At 69.3% G+C, this 13,671-nt stretch carries 14 protein-coding genes and 3 tRNA genes; 6 read left to right on the forward strand and 11 right to left on the reverse strand.

Annotation, left to right across the window (positions count from 1 at the left end; translation table 11 throughout):
- Positions 1-24: 24 nt before the first annotated feature.
- Entirely contained in the window at positions 25-579 is a 555-nt protein-coding gene (locus ACTIL2_RS02620) for a tRNA adenosine deaminase-associated protein (protein WP_442335899.1), read from the reverse strand.
- Positions 580-617: 38 nt separating this feature from the next.
- Between ACTIL2_RS02620 and ACTIL2_RS02625 the strand changes: the two genes are divergently transcribed.
- Positions 618-1,637, forward strand: a complete 1,020-nt coding sequence (locus ACTIL2_RS02625) for a prephenate dehydrogenase (RefSeq protein WP_442335900.1) — start codon at positions 618-620, stop codon at positions 1,635-1,637.
- On the opposite strand, the gene ACTIL2_RS02630 is transcribed toward ACTIL2_RS02625, so the two are convergent.
- From ACTIL2_RS02630 to ACTIL2_RS02650, 5 genes are all read right to left on the reverse strand, one after another.
- Positions 1,634-2,500, reverse strand: coding sequence for a hypothetical protein (locus ACTIL2_RS02630; protein ID WP_442335901.1), 867 nt, complete (start codon positions 2,498-2,500; stop codon positions 1,634-1,636). The two genes, ACTIL2_RS02625 and ACTIL2_RS02630, sit on opposite strands and share 4 nt — an antisense overlap.
- Complete coding sequence (locus tag ACTIL2_RS02635) at positions 2,463-3,587, reverse strand: hypothetical protein (protein ID WP_442335902.1); 1,125 nt, start codon at positions 3,585-3,587, stop codon at positions 2,463-2,465. The genes ACTIL2_RS02630 and ACTIL2_RS02635 overlap by 38 nt, the downstream gene beginning before the upstream one ends.
- On the reverse strand, positions 3,571-4,311 hold the full coding sequence (locus ACTIL2_RS02640) for a hypothetical protein (protein WP_442335903.1): 741 nt from the start codon (positions 4,309-4,311) through the stop codon (positions 3,571-3,573). Before ACTIL2_RS02640 ends, ACTIL2_RS02635 begins: the two co-directional genes overlap by 17 nt.
- A 189-nt stretch (positions 4,312-4,500) precedes the next feature.
- The gene (locus tag ACTIL2_RS02645; RefSeq protein WP_442335904.1) at positions 4,501-5,409 is read right to left on the reverse strand and encodes an alpha/beta-hydrolase family protein; all 909 of its coding nucleotides are present in this window, start codon (positions 5,407-5,409) and stop codon (positions 4,501-4,503) included.
- A complete protein-coding gene (locus ACTIL2_RS02650; protein ID WP_442335905.1) occupies positions 5,403-5,972 on the reverse strand; it encodes a hypothetical protein in 570 nt (189 codons plus the stop codon). The genes ACTIL2_RS02645 and ACTIL2_RS02650 overlap by 7 nt, the downstream gene beginning before the upstream one ends.
- 113 nt (positions 5,973-6,085) lie before the next feature.
- Here ACTIL2_RS02650 and ACTIL2_RS02655 point away from each other — a divergent pair, with 113 nt between their 5' ends.
- Both ACTIL2_RS02655 and ACTIL2_RS02660 read left to right on the forward strand, forming a co-directional pair.
- A complete protein-coding gene (locus ACTIL2_RS02655) occupies positions 6,086-7,324 on the forward strand; it encodes a sensor histidine kinase (protein WP_442335906.1) in 1,239 nt (412 codons plus the stop codon).
- 11 nt (positions 7,325-7,335) lie between these two features.
- Positions 7,336-8,007: a response regulator gene (locus ACTIL2_RS02660; RefSeq protein ID WP_442335907.1), complete on the forward strand. Its 672-nt coding sequence runs from the start codon at positions 7,336-7,338 to the stop codon at positions 8,005-8,007.
- On the opposite strand, the gene ACTIL2_RS02665 is transcribed toward ACTIL2_RS02660, so the two are convergent.
- The gene (locus ACTIL2_RS02665) at positions 7,951-9,369 is read right to left on the reverse strand and encodes a hypothetical protein (protein WP_442335908.1); all 1,419 of its coding nucleotides are present in this window, start codon (positions 9,367-9,369) and stop codon (positions 7,951-7,953) included. The genes ACTIL2_RS02660 and ACTIL2_RS02665 overlap by 57 nt on opposite strands.
- A gap of 100 nt (positions 9,370-9,469) precedes the next feature.
- Here ACTIL2_RS02665 and ACTIL2_RS02670 point away from each other — a divergent pair, with 100 nt between their 5' ends.
- Positions 9,470-10,336: an alpha/beta fold hydrolase gene (locus tag ACTIL2_RS02670; protein WP_442335909.1), complete on the forward strand. Its 867-nt coding sequence runs from the start codon at positions 9,470-9,472 to the stop codon at positions 10,334-10,336.
- A complete protein-coding gene (yczE, locus tag ACTIL2_RS02675) occupies positions 10,336-10,938 on the forward strand; it encodes a membrane protein YczE (protein ID WP_442335910.1) in 603 nt (200 codons plus the stop codon). The genes ACTIL2_RS02670 and yczE overlap by 1 nt, the downstream gene beginning before the upstream one ends.
- A gap of 171 nt (positions 10,939-11,109) precedes the next feature.
- Here yczE and ACTIL2_RS02680 read toward each other — a convergent pair.
- The 4 genes from ACTIL2_RS02680 to ACTIL2_RS02695 all read right to left on the reverse strand — a co-directional run bounded on the left by ACTIL2_RS02680 (position 11,110) and on the right by ACTIL2_RS02695 (position 12,482).
- Positions 11,110-11,185, reverse strand: a tRNA-Arg gene (locus ACTIL2_RS02680).
- 78 nt (positions 11,186-11,263) lie between these two features.
- Entirely contained in the window at positions 11,264-12,037 is a 774-nt protein-coding gene (locus ACTIL2_RS02685; protein WP_442335911.1) for an SDR family oxidoreductase, read from the reverse strand.
- Between the two features lie 103 nt (positions 12,038-12,140).
- Positions 12,141-12,213: transfer RNA gene (locus ACTIL2_RS02690), tRNA-Arg, on the reverse strand.
- 177 nt (positions 12,214-12,390) lie between these two features.
- A tRNA-Ser gene (locus ACTIL2_RS02695) sits at positions 12,391-12,482 on the reverse strand.
- A gap of 83 nt (positions 12,483-12,565) precedes the next feature.
- Between ACTIL2_RS02695 and ACTIL2_RS02700 the strand changes: the two genes are divergently transcribed.
- The gene (locus ACTIL2_RS02700) at positions 12,566-13,642 is read left to right on the forward strand and encodes a histidinol-phosphate transaminase (protein ID WP_442335951.1); all 1,077 of its coding nucleotides are present in this window, start codon (positions 12,566-12,568) and stop codon (positions 13,640-13,642) included.
- The last annotated feature ends 29 nt before the right edge of the window (positions 13,643-13,671 follow it).

A 13,671-nucleotide genomic window follows, 5' to 3' on the forward strand; every position in this document is an offset into this window, starting at 1 on the left:
GCAGACCGGACCCGGTCGTCCCTGTCACCAGCCGTCGTCCCCGTCACTGTCCCCGCCGTAGCCGAGGTCGTCGAGGACGTCGGAGAGCTCACCCCCGAAGCCGAGCTCCTCGGCCACGCGCAGCAGCAGGTCGGAGGCCAGGATGTCGCCGTCGTCGAAGATCACCGACAGGACCTGCTCCCCCACCCCGAGGTCGGCGAGCATGTCGAAGTCCCCTTCGGGCCAGGGCGCGTCCGGGTCGTCGGCATCGTCGATGTCATCGTCGGACGGGCCGTCCACGTCGAGTTCATCGAGGATGTCCCGGGCCAGGTCGATGCCCGGTTCCTGGTCGTCCTCGACGATGACCGAGGCATCCCCGAGCAGCAGCTGTGAGCCCCGCGGCGTGGGTCTGACCAGCGCACACCAGTCGTCCTCGACACACACCAGGCCCAGCAGCACCCCTTCGGCGCGGAGCTTCCGCAGGTTCCCGACCAGCGTTTCGAGCCCGTCGGGCACCGATCGCTGCAGGACGCGAACCCGCCAGGACGAGTTGCCGGTGTCACCCTCGGCGAGTTCGGCTGCAACGACGAAACCATTCATGGTCGCTAACCGTAGTCGGCCTGTGCCACACTTGAAAGGTGGATTCTGATGCGCACGCCAACCCCGCCCCCGTCCGTGCCCCGGTCTGCATTCTGGGTCTCGGGCTGATCGGGGGCAGTCTGCTGCGTGACCTGCACACCGTGGGGTGCCCGGCGTTCGGCTGGAACCGGTCGTCCGGCAGCGTGGACGCCGCGGCGGCGGAGGGGTTCGACGTCTCCACGGACCTGGTGGCCACCCTCTCCCGCGCGGCGGAGCAGGACGCCCTGATCGTCCTCGGCGTTCCCGTCCCCGCGCTGGGCACTCTGCTGGATACCATCGCCGCGCACGCTCCGGACTGCGGATTCACCGATGTGACCAGTGTGAAGGGGGATGTCCTGGCCCTCGTCCGCGACCGGGGCATGGCCGGTCGTTTCGTCGGCGGCCACCCGATGGCGGGTACCGCGGACTCGGGCTGGGAGGCCACGGTGACCGGCCTGTTCGACGGGGCCGTGTGGGTGGTCACCCACGACAACGCACCGCAGGACGACACCTCCGGCTCGCCCTGGATCGGCGTCTGGCGACGGGTCGTGGAGATGGCGGACTCCGTCGGCGCATCGGTGGTCCCGGCGCGCGCCCGCAAGCACGACAACGCGGTGGCGCGGGTCTCCCACCTGCCCCATGTCCTCGCCGAGTCCCTGGCGATCACCGCCGACCAGGGTGGGGCACTCTCCCTGTCCCTGGCCGCCTCGAGTTTCCGTGACGGGACCCGGGTCGCCGGCACCTCCCCCGGCCTGGTCCGTGCCATGTGCGAGAACAACCGGGACGCCCTGGTGACCGCACTGGACGAGACGATCGCCCTGCTCACCGCCGCGAAGGATTCGCTGGCTGACCCGGACGAGGACCTCCAACAACTCACCCAGGACGGCCACGACGCCCGCCTACGGTTCGAGGCCCGGGCAGGCAGGACGCGGGACGCACCGACGAACCGGCCGTTCATCCGCGTGCGCCCCGGGACTGACGGGTGGCTGGAGCAGCTGCACTACGCCGAAACCGTCGGCGCGCACATCGGGGTCTTCTAGCTGGCAACCGCCTGGCAGTCGGCGTCGCCGCCGGTGGCGGACGCCTCATCCACCACGGGGGCCAGACGCCGGGCCATCTCACCGACGGCCTCGCGGGCGGTCTCCTCCTGGCCGTCCTCGGGGATCACCGCGACCGCCAGCGGCACCTGCGCCTGCGCGGGCCCGGCCAGGCCGAACTCCCGCAGGATGAACTGGTCGTCGGCGTCGTAGCCCCAACCGCCCTTCACCCGGGCCTCCGGCAGCTGGCCCAGGCCGCCGCGGTGCTCGTCGACGAGACGCCCCATCGCGTCCAGCGGCTGTTCCGCGCCATTGAGGCAGGCCAACCGGTTCGCGAAGATCACCTGGTGGTCGAGGCTCCAGGTGATGTCACCGAAGCCCTCGTAGGTGTCCAGGTCCCGGTCACGCAGGGTGTCGGTCGGGTCACCGGCCTGGCTGAGCACCCCGCCGACCGCCACGGCCGACTCCTCGTCACTGCCGAGTGACTCCCACAGACGCAGGGCGGCATCATTGTCGGACCTGGTCAGGGCAGCGTCGATGTCGGCGTCCTGCTCCTCCACCGGGGCACCGGTCAACAGCTTGTCCTGCACCGCGGCGACGGAGACCGGCACCTTGATCGATGAGAGGGCCGGGATATCCTGCAGTTCACCGGCGTGGACAATACCGCCGCCAGCACGCATCGTCGCCCCGGTCTGCACCCCGAATTCAGCGGAGATGTCCTCGACGATGCCGGCCAGCGATGCCTCGATGTCCTCCGCTTCCTCGGCCGCCGTCGGCGCCGAGGAGGCGGCGATCTCCTGCTCCAGGGCCTCGCGGTCCCGGCCCCCGTCATCGCCCCGGTCCGCGGACAGTCCGTTGAGGAACACGGTGACGGACAGGACAGCGAGCAGGAGCGCCCCGACGACCCAGAGGTTCGTCCGGTTCTTGGATGCGGCGGCATGCGTCGCCTGGTGCCTCGAGTGTGCTGTCCTTCGTGCCACGCGGTCTGAGCTTAGTAGACGACCGTGTGAGATCAGCAGCCGTGCACGTCGTCCGGTCCCCCACACCCGTCGCACCCTCGATCTCACCGCGCAGTGCGTCGGTGACGGCGGTCAGTGCGGACTGGCCGGACTCGTAGGAGCCGTCCGCCGGCACGGCCGCGAGCGCGACCGGGACCATCGTCCCGTCCTGCGCGGGAACCAGGCCGAACTGCCGGACCAGGTAGCGGCCGTCGGCACCGGGGCCCCACCCGCCCTTGTACTGTGCGCCCGCGAACGTCCCGAGCCCGTAGTTCTGGCCCTCGGCGATCCTCCCCATCGCGTCGGACACCGGCCCGGCGCCATCGAGGCAGTGCAGCTCGGCGGCGAACCGGGTCTGGTCCCCGAGGGACCACTGGGTCTGGCCGTAGGCACTGAACTCGGGACGCACCTTCCGCGATTCCACCGTGGTGGTGTCACCCGCTTCAGCGAGGACGTCCTGCACCGCGGACGCCGCCGTCGCCGGATCCCCGAGGGAGGCCCAGAGAGCATCGGCGGCCGCATTGTCGGATTCCGTGATCGCCTGCTCGACCTGGGCGACCACCGCAGGGGAGGAGTCCTGCCGCAGCGCAGCGACGGACAACGGGACCTTACTGGTGGACCAGGCGGAATCGGTGACGTCGCCCGCACCGCCGAAGCGCAGGTCGCCGTCCCCGTCCCCGCCGACGAAGTCCAGGACGGCCACGGACATCTCGCCGAGACCGGTGACCTCGGCGGGGAGTTCCAGGTCCTGTTCCACCCGGGCGCCGGCCGCGTCCCCGGAGGTCGTCGGGTCCGGGGCGGCGTCCTGCGTTGCGTCCACCGGGGCCTCACGCGTCGCATCCGCCGTGGTGGCGCCCCCGTCACCGTCCACATCACCGATCACGCAGCCGGACAGCAGCATCGCCCCGGCCGCCACCGCGGCGAGGATCCCCCGGCGCCTACGCAATGTAGACATTCGCGTCGTTGCCACCGGAGCAGTGGATGTAGCTTCCCTGGTCCTCGCACGTCATTTCGATACTGGCATTGGTGCTGGGGCTCACGACATTCAGCACGTGGTCCGTCTCCCGGTCCTCAAGGTAGGCATCCACGAAAGCATTGCGGACCGCCTCGGCGAATCCATCCGTGGTGTAGTTGTCCCCGATCGGCGGGGACTTGTAGATGTTGTTGAAGTTCCCGGCCGGATCACCGTTGCGGGCCGCGGCGTTCACCGGTTCGGCGTTGCCGGGTACACCGGCGACCTCGGGACGCGCGGTGGTGGAGGGTTCGCCGGGCGTCTCGTCTGCCTCCCCGTCGTCCGGTTCGGCCGTCGGCTGCTGGGTGGCGGTGGTGCCCGGCGCGGCACTGCCCTGTGAATCATCGGAACCGAAGAGATTGTCCCACTGCCACATCAGAACCACCAGCACCAAGAGGACGGCGAGCAGCGGGACGGCGATCAGGAGGAACATGCGTCCGCCGTCGGACTTCCCTGGATCGGGATAGTGCGGCTCGGGCTGCATGGGCTGCGGGTACGGCGGCTGCGGCGGAGGCTGACCCCAGTCCGGCTGGCCGCCACCGGGCTGGTTCCACGCCGGGCCAGCGCCACCAGGGGCAGGACGGAACTCGCGGGTGGAATCGTCGGCATCCCCGGCACCGGGCGTGTCCCCACCGTCCCGTCGACCCCAGCCGTCATTCTCAGCCATCTCTTCTCCTCACTGAAGCTGCAGGCACCGTCCTGCTCAATTCGCTCCAAGTGTAGGGCACCGGCTGCAGCATCCCACCACGAGGCGTGCCGCATCCCGGCGTCCAGGGTTGCTCACGCCCCGGTGAATCCGCCCCTGGATGCCGGGATGCCGACTGATACGGACAGCTGTCCGACCCCGGGGCTGCACTCACACTCCAACCACGCACCCCTGCGGCGGCAGCACCGGACTGTAGGAGTGCCCACTCCCGGGCGACTTCGACTCCGCCCCGGGCAGGTCAGCCAGGACACCGACGGCCTTCACCGGGTCCGCCAGCAGCCCCCAGTTGAGCTTCGCCACCGGATCATCCGCATTCACCGCGTCAATGGTGCAGGTCCGGGCATCCGGCTCCCCGGTCGACCCGGGCCTGCCCTGCCACAGCTGTGCAACGATACTGTCCTCGATGCCCAGCTCCGACACGGCCTCCGTCCCCGCGGCCACGCCCAGGCTCTGGCCGTGCACCAGGATCTCTGGGCGCTGCGTCTGCGGCATGGCCTCCACACGGTCCACCACCTCCTTGATCAGCGCCGTGGCCGATTCGACGGCCACGTCGGGGCGCATCATGTACGCCACGGCGGACGGGGTGCGGGCGTAGCGCGTGCCGACGGTCGCCACGTCACCGTCGGCCCATTCCTCCACGGCCTCGACCTGGTCCGGGTCGACCCAGCCCGACCCGGTCGGCAGGGTGACCATCAGAACGTCCTGCTGCAACCCGCCGGCGTCGACGAGGGTATCGACGGTGTCGCGTGCCGCGGTTCCGGCGTCCACACCGGGGTAGTCGCCGAAGACGCGTACCGCGCCGAACGGGGAGGTTTCCGTGAGGACGTCGCGCGGGTGCTGGCCCAGAGGACCGGAGTCGAAGGTCCACCAGACCACGCCGCCGAGCGCACCGAGCAGGTGCTGCAGCAGGATCAGCCCTGCCGCCAGGCTGGCGAGGAGTCCCGCGGCCTCGCGGGAGCTGTAGGCGGGGCGGACGGTGGGACCGGGGGCGGGGACCGTCCGGGGGCCCGGTGCCGGGCTGGTCCGGGTCGGTGTCGGGGTCGGTGCGAGCATCACCATGACGGCCACCCCTCGGAAACCGGGGCACCGTTGCCCTGCCGGATGGTGTTGGCGCCGACGCCGATATGTGCCGCCGACGCCATCGCGCGGCAGCCGAGGGAGTTGCAGGACTCCCGCATCTGGGACGCCATCTGCCGGTCCAGGTTCCGGCGGGTGTTCTCCGGGATCGTCTCCCCGGTGCGGTCGGCGACGCGCAGCAGGTCGTAGCCCAGGTCGTGGGTCATGCATGCGGGTTCGAAGGACTCGGGCAGCGTCACCGGGGAGGAACAGTCCCCCGTCGGATTGGTGGCGTGACCGTTCTGCGTTCCCGGCACGTAACCGAGCTCGGCGACGAGTTCCTCCGGGAAGTAGGACGTTCCCTTCTCGCCGGCCGCCAGCCGGGTGGCGGCGTCGATCGCACCGACGCCTCCGGTGTCTGCGACGGCGGTGTCGACTGTTCCTGCAGCGTCTGCGACGGCGGTGGCCGCCGTGGCGGACCCCTCGGACAAGCCGAGGAGAAGGATGGTTCCGGCAACAACGGTGATGGACTTCTTCAGGCTGGGAATGCGGCTCATTGCGTTCATGACGGAGAAAGCTACGAAGCCGCAACCGCCGCGGTAATCCCCCACCGCAGTGATTCCGATATCACTCTCCAGGGGGATCCGCCTCCCCTGCCCGCCGACTAGCGTCATGTGGCATGAACCGCAGTAAGGAACGTCCCCGTGGCACCGGCAGCCCGATCATGACCCTCCGGGAGCGCACCCGCACACCCCATACCGTGGTGGGGCGCACCGCGAAGCGTTTCGGTGCACCCGTGGCCGTGCTCCTGCTCGCCGCGATCCTCTACTCGGTGGCGTGGCCGACATCGTTCCTCACCCATTCGGTGAGCGCGGCGGTCATCCCCGCCCTCGCCGCCGCCGGCACGTGGCCGGTCGCCACCAGCATCCGGTGGCCGTGGCAGTCCTGGCTGGTCGTCGCCGTGGCCAGTGCGGCGTGTGTGCCGTTCCGCTTCAACATGGAGTACCAGCTCGGCTGGCCGGTGGCGTTCCACCTCGCCATCGCGTTCACCCTGGCGGTCGTCGTCCTGAAGGGGTCGGACGCCGCGGTGATCGGTGCGGTGGCCGGGACGGGCGTCCTCATGGCCCTGAACCCGTCCGAGGTCCGTATCGGCTGGCTGGTCGGCACCTTCTCCTGGACCATCGTGTTCCTGCTGATCCGGTGGCTGGTCGCCTCCCGGCGCGACCTGGCGTCCTCCACGGAGAGCCTGCGGCAGGAGGCCACCCGCGCCTCCGAGCAGTCGCAGCTGCGGGTGATGGCGGAGGAACGCAACCGTCTGGCCCGCGACCTGCATGACGTGGTCGCCCACCAGATGTCGATGATCGTGGTGCAGTCCCAGTCCGCTCCGTACCGGCTGCAGGGTGTCACCCCGGCGATCCACGCGGAGTTCGACTCCCTGTCGGACACCGCCCGCGAGGCGCTGAACCAGGTCCGTGAACTGCTCGGCGTGCTGCGCTCCGATGCGGAGGAGGGGGCCACCACCCCGGTCGGTGCCGACCAGATCGAACCGACACTCACGGCCGCCCGCCGCGCGGGGGTCGATGTCACCTGGACCCTCGACCCGGCGACCGCACAGATCGACGAGACGGCGGGGGTGGTCCTGCAACGCGTCCTGCAGGAGTGCCTGTCGAACGCCTCCCGCCACGCACCCGGGGGGAAGATCCTGGTCAACCTGGACATTGATGGGGAGTGGGCGAACCTGTCGGTGGACAACGGGCCCGCGACCGACGGTGCGATCGTGCCACCGGAGAGCAGCGGCGGGTCCGGCATCCAGGGGATGTCCGCCCGGGTGCGCGCCGTGGGTGGGTCCTTCACCGCGCTGCCTGCGGCGGACGGGGGATTCACCGTTACCGCCGGTGTACCCGTCGCCACCCGGTAGATTGGTCCGACATGAGCAGACCGGACAACATCTCCGTGATCGTCGTCGATGACCAGGCGATGGTCCGTCAGGGGTTCGCCGCGCTGTTGAACGCGCAGGAGGACATCACGGTCATCGGGGACGCCGCCGACGGGTCACAGGCACTCGACCGGGTCACGCGCCTGCAGCCGGACGTGGTGTTCATGGATGTGCGCATGCCGGTGATGGACGGACTGGAGGCCGCGCGGCGGATCCTGTCGTCCGGACTGGACCCCGCCCCGCGGATCATCATGCTCACCACCTTCGACCTCGACGACTACGTGTACGAGGCCCTGCGCATCGGATGCTCCGGGTTCCTATTGAAGGACGCCCCCGCCGACGAGCTCGCCCGCGCCGTCCGTGTCTCGGTCACCGGCGAGGCACTGCTCGCCCCCACGGTCACCAAGCGTCTCATCGCCGATGCCGTGGAACGCTCCCCCCGCACCCCGTCGAGGACCGAGTCGAGGGAACTCGCCTCCCTGACGCCCCGGGAACGCGAGATCGTGGAGCAGATCGCCACGGGCCGCTCCAACTCGGAGATCGCCGGTGTGCTGTTCATCTCCGAGGAGACGGTGAAGACGCACGTACGCAAGGTACTGCAGAAACTGTCACTGCGTGACCGGGCTCAGGTCGTGGTCTTCGCCTACGAGAACGGGGTCGTCTGAGCCCTCCCCCGTTCCGTCGCCGGCCACCTCACGCAGGCCGTCAGCGACACGCTGCGCCCATCCACCGACATTCATGCTGGCCTCGGGTGTGCCCGGGTAGCGCACCCGCAGGTGCATGCCGTCGTCGTTGAGGACGAACCATGCCATCACCCCGTCGGTCCTGATCCACGCGGAGACGTGCTGCGGGTGCGTCCCGGCGGGAACCTGCACCGGCAGGCGCCGGTTGTCCAGCCACGACAGGGCGAACATGCCCGGGGTGTTGGGCATGCCACCCCAGGGCCGCAGCAGGGGCTCGAGCGGATGGGAGCCCAGGATGATGGCGTCGTATACCGCGGCGTCGCAGTCGACGGTGTCGGTCGAGCCGCACTCCAGCACGGAGTTGGTGATGAACCAGCCCACCGAATCCGCCCACAGCGCACGGTCGTGCTCGGGCCCCTTGCGGGAGTGCACGGGGAAGACCGCGCGCAGCGTCCCGGCGTCCATGTCCCGGTTGACCGCGGTCAGAACACTGATCGCCAGCGGGAGCAGTCGCACCCCCCGCTGCTCGGCGGCCTTCTCCAGCCGGGCCACCCCGGCGGCGTCGAGGACGTCGAGGACCTCCACAACCTCATCGCGGGGTTCGGAGATGTCGCCGAGGTCCAGCGGGAACACGGGCATGTCACCGTCGTCGTCCGCCATGATCCGGGCCCACCTGTTGCGCACGGCGACCGGGGCGGCCGGGCGACGCTCCAGGTCGCGGATGTGGTCGGCGAAGGACGGGACGGTCTCCCGGAGCGCGGCCGACCCGTTGTTGTCCTCCTCCTCGTCGGCGAGGAAGGCGAGCATGTCCCGCACCAGGACCAGCAGTGACCAGGCATCGGTGTGGCTGTGGTCCAGTCCGATGACGATCGAGCGGCTGCCGTCCGGGTGGGCGACGTCAGCGAGCCGGTGGGACGGGGAACCGAAGGGGTCGCAGGCGACGTCGAAGACCTGCCGCAGCAGTGCCCGGGGGTCGGACGTCCCGTCGCCGACACGCCGCCACTGCCCACCGGTGACCTCGATGTCGTGGACCCTGACCAGGGGTGCGGAACTGTCGGCCCCCGGCCCGCTGCGCTCGTGCTGGCGCAGGACGGTGCGCAGCGTCCCGTGCCGGTCGATGACCTTGCGCCACGCCGCGGCGATCCGCCCCTTGGCCACCGGCGGAGCCTCGAACGCCACCGCCATCCAGGTTCCCGGGCGGGAACCACCGGCCGCGTGGCGTGCCTGGTCGAACGACGGCACCCGGCCGGCCGGGTCACGCCCGGGCACGTCCTCGACGGTGGGCTCGTACACGTGCACCTGCCCTGCGGCGAGATCCATGAGGGCTACAGTTGTGAGTCTCATACCTACGGAAGATAGGACCGTAGGATTACAACCGGGTTTCCCCCGTAAGTCGCCTGAGAGACACCGGGACAGCACTCCAGATAAGCCAGAAAGGTCCGTAATGCCTGACCACGCGGTCACCGACACCCCCGATGAGACTATCGACGGCCTCGCCTACGACATGTGGGGCCCGGTGGGCGGTACCCCCGTAGTCCAGCTCCACGGACTGACCTCGAGCCGGGCCCGCGACGTGGCCCTGGGCCTCGACCTCACCGCCGGCCAGGATGACCTGCGTGTTCTCCGGTACGACGCCCGCGGCCACGGCCATTCCGTGGGAACACGGATCCCGGCGGCGTACCGGTGGACGTCGCTGGCGAAGGACCTGGAGAAGATCACCGGCTTCCTCAGCGACGAGGCAGGTCACACCCCTCCGGTGCACGTGGTCGGGCAGTCCATGGGATCGGCGACGATCCTCACCTCCGCCGCCTCCGACCCGGACGCCGCGGTGGAACGCTACGGCTCGCTGGTTCTGGGCATCCCGCCGACCGCGTGGGAACTCCGGGGGGACCGGGCGGGGGTGTACGAACGGTCCGCCCAATTCGTCGAGGAGCACGGTCTGGCCGCGTTCGCCGAGACCACCCGTGCGGAACCCGACCCCCCGGCCCGCAGTGCGGACACCCCGTTCACCGTGCCGGACGTGGCGGAGGACCTGCTGCCGATCGTGTACCGGGGTGCGGCGGGCAATGACCTGCCGCCCCGGGAACGCATCGCCGCCCTGGGGGAACGCCGGATCCCCACGCTGATCCTGGGGTGGATCGGCGACCCCACCCACCCGCTGGCCGTCTCCGAGGAGCTCCACGACCTGCTCCCCGGATCCCAGCTGTCCATCGCGTACTCCCCGGAGGACGTCCGACGCTGGCCGGACGTGATCGGGTCGTTCATCCGCAGCCAGGCGAAGTACCAGAAGCACCGGAAACTGACGGTGTGATGACGGAACGGCTTGCCCGACGTAGTCTCCAGCTGTTCGGCGGTCTCTTCCTGTACGGCATCGGCCTGGCGATGCTGGTCCGAAGCGACCTCGGCGCCGCCCCGTGGGACGTCCTCACCCTGGGTCTGAGTCTTCATGTGCCTCTGAGCTTCGGCACCGTGATGGTGGTCATCAGCGCTGTGGTCCTGTTGTGCTGGATCCCCCTGAAGGAGCGTCCCGGGATCGCCACCGTCCTGAACGTTCTGCTGGTTGGCCCCTCAGCGGACATTGGACTGTACTTCTTCCCGGACAGCACTGAGCTGTGGGCGAGAGTGCTCTACCTCGCCGCCGGCATCGTGACCGTCGGTGCCACGACCGGTGTCTACATAGGAGCCCGGTACGGCACAGGACCCCGGGACGGTCTCATGACTGGACTGGACCGGATCACTCCGCTGCCTCTGTGGGCGGTACGTACGGGGATCGAAGTCACGGTCGTTGCCCTCGGCTGGCTCCTGGGAGGCACCTTCGGCGTGGGCACGGTTCTCTTTGCCCTGCTTATCGGGCCTCTGTGCCAGTACTTCATACCGCGCTTCCAGGTACCGCTCGCCGGCGATCATCGGTGACCCGACCGCCCACGCCACCGCTGACTCAACCCCTGTCACGATTGGGGTGCCGTGGGTTGCTTTTCCCAGTTAAGAACAACCCACGGCACCCCATTCGTGACAGGGCTGATGGGTTGATGGACCAACGACGGAACCCCGCCACCTCTGCGAGGTGACGGGGTCCGTTCTCTGTGGTGCGCCCGGAGGGATTCGAACCCCCAACCTTCTGATCCGTAGTCAGATGCTCTATCCGTTGAGCTACGGGCGCTCACCGTTGCTTACCGCAACGAGACAGTAGCCTACACGCGCCAGCCCTGTGCGCCAAAAGTGCAGGTTGGACGGTCGGTCACATCAGCTTGGCGATGACCTTCAGGGGCAGCACCCGCAGCGCCGGGGAGACCAGCCGCCACGGCCATCCGGGGGCGTAGGCCCTGCGCTTACGGGCCTCGATCGACGCAAGTATCGAGCGGACCCCGGTCTCGGTGTCCACCATCAACGGCGTGCCCTGCTCGTTGCGGGCGGTCATCTCCGATTCGATGTACCCGGGCAGGATCACGGTCACGTCGATCGGGATCCCCGCGGCGATCAGTTCCGACTGGATGCCCTCGCCCAGGTTCGCCACGAACGCCTTCGACGCCCCGTAGGTGGTCATCGCCTTACGGTTTCCCCTGATCGCGGTCACCGAGGACATGAGGACGAGATGGCCCGCGCCCCCGCCGCCACCGGCACCGCGGAAGATCTCCATCGCCGCCTCGGCCTGTGCCAGCGCCCCGAGCGCATTGGTCGTGGCGGTCTCACGGTTGGCCTCCGGCTTCCCGGAGCCGATCTTGCGCCCCTTCCCCAGCCCGGCGTTCACCACGATGCGGTCGAGGCCGTCCGCCGCGTCCCGGTGGGCCGCCTGGAAAACCTCCCGGACCGCGTCGGCGTCCGTGACGTCAAGCGCGTAGGTACGCACCGTCACCTGCGGGTGGGACGCGGTGATCTCCGCGGAGAGTTCCTCCAGGCGGTCCGTCCGGCGGGCGCACAGGGCGAGGTCGTGGCCGAGTGCGGCGGACTGCCGTGCCAGTTCGGCGCCGAGTCCGGAACTCGCGCCGGTGATCAGGGCTGTGAAGGTGCTCATGCGGCCCAAGCCTAACAACTCCGACGGTCCCCACGTGGGCGAAGAACGGAAGAACCCCCGGGACACACAATGTGTGACCCGGGGGTTGACTTCAAGAAAAGCGTGCGCCCGGAGGGATTCGAACCCCCAACCTTCTGATCCGTAGTCAGATGCTCTATCCGTTGAGCTACGGGCGCCCGCTGTTTCCAGCGACTCCAGATTCCCCGGCACACCACCAGACGGGACGTGTCACGCTGACCCGGGGTACACCACACACCCCATGTAACGGGCCGACGTCCTGAATGTCCGGTAACTCACCACAAGAACCGGACGGCTGACGACACATCCACAAGAAAAGCCTGGGGAATCTGAAGTGGCGGAGGCGAGAGGATTTGAACCTCCGGTCCGCCGTTAAGCAGACAACTCATTAGCAGTGAGTCCCATTCGGCCGCTCTGGCACGCCTCCACACCGTCACGGATGACGGCTAGACGCAGCCTACAGCAGCCCCCCACGGCAGGACAAAACGCATGAGTACTAGGCTGACAACCATGATCCGCGCCGACCTGTCCACCCTGCCCCCGTACGTTCCGGGAGGTCCGAACGACCTTCCCGTCAAGCTGTCGAGCAACGAGTCCTCCCGGGGTCCGCTACCCGGTGTCACCAGGGCGGCGGCGGGCGCGCTCGCCCAGTCCAACAGGTACCCGGACATGGTCGCACTGGAGCTGCGGGAGCAGATCGCCGACTGGCTGGGCGGCCCGTCCTCCCTGTTGCTCAGTGCGGACAATGTCGCCGTCGGCGCGGGGTCCTCCGCGCTGATCCAGCAGGCGATCCAGGCCACGTGCCAGGGGGGCGATTCCCCCGACACCGTGATCTACCCGTGGCGCAGTTTCGAGGCCTACCCGATCCTCGCCCGGGTCGCCGGGGCGAACGCGGTCGAGGTCCCGCTGACCGAGGACCACCGCAACGACCTGCCGGCCCTCGCCGCGGCCGTCACGGACAACACCCGGCTGGTCATCGTGTGCAACCCGAACAACCCGACCGGCACCACCGTCGGCCGCCGGGAACTCGTCGACTTCCTGGACGCCGTACCGCCGGACGTCCAGGTGCTGCTGGACGAGGCCTACGTGGAGTACGTCCGCGAGGACGGCTTCCCCGACGGTCTCGGACTGCTGGCGGAGTACCCGAACCTGGCCGTGGCCCGGACGTTCTCGAAGGCCTACGGGCTGGCCGGTCTGCGCGTCGGCTACCTGGTGGGGCGCCCCGACTTCATCGAAGCGGTGAACAAGGTCTGCATCCCCTTCAGCGTCAACGCCGTCGCCCAGGCCGCCGCCGTCGCCAGCATCGGGGCGAAGGACGAACTGGCCGCCCGCACGGAGGAGACCGCTGTCCAGCGCGCACGCGTCCTGGAGCACATCCCCGAGCCACTGCGCATCGGATCCCAGTCAAACTTCGTGTGGCTGGACCTCGGTGACCGCGCACGGGCGTTCACCGACGCGATCGCCGGGTACGGCATCGCCACGCGCTGCTTCGACGGCGAGGGCGTCCGCATCACCGTCACCGACGCTGATGAGACGGACGTCCTGCTCGGGGCCCTGGACGGCCTGGCGGACGAGTACCTTAACTGACCCCGTTCACGCGCGTAACCGCGCGGAAA

It is taken from the genome of Corynebacterium sp. (assembly GCF_052107835.1).
Classification (GTDB): domain Bacteria; phylum Actinomycetota; class Actinomycetes; order Mycobacteriales; family Mycobacteriaceae; genus Corynebacterium.